The following is a 264-nucleotide window of genomic DNA, read 5'->3' as shown; positions in this document are numbered from 1 at the left end:
TCGAATTGGTTCGCCTGGAATCGACCAGCGGGAGCACATTCGGCCAACTCTTTGGCACGAAAGCACCACGCTGCCTGCACGTTGCTAGTTGGCGCATACGCATCCGCCTTGCGCGCAGCCCAACTGAGCTGTGGATCATCTTCAATATGCTTGATACGCAAAAACTTACATACGTTTTCCGCGAGCGTATCGGCGTTTTTTGTGCTTGGAATCCAGCCACGGCGGACCATATCGCGAACCGGAGCCTTGTTGTAAACCGCCGCA

The 264-nt window shown here is 54.9% G+C and carries 1 protein-coding gene; it reads right to left on the bottom strand.

The genetic code is table 11. The annotated features are described in order from the left end of the window. A partial coding sequence (locus L9G74_RS20965; RefSeq protein ID WP_238898688.1) for a hypothetical protein occupies positions 1-264 on the bottom strand: 264 nt, incomplete at both ends.

Source organism: Shewanella electrica, from assembly GCF_022321485.1.
GTDB classification, from domain to species: Bacteria; Pseudomonadota; Gammaproteobacteria; order Enterobacterales; family Shewanellaceae; genus Shewanella; species Shewanella electrica.
The sequence above is the reverse complement of the archived record's forward strand: the minus strand, read 5'-3'. Positions and strand labels throughout refer to the sequence as shown.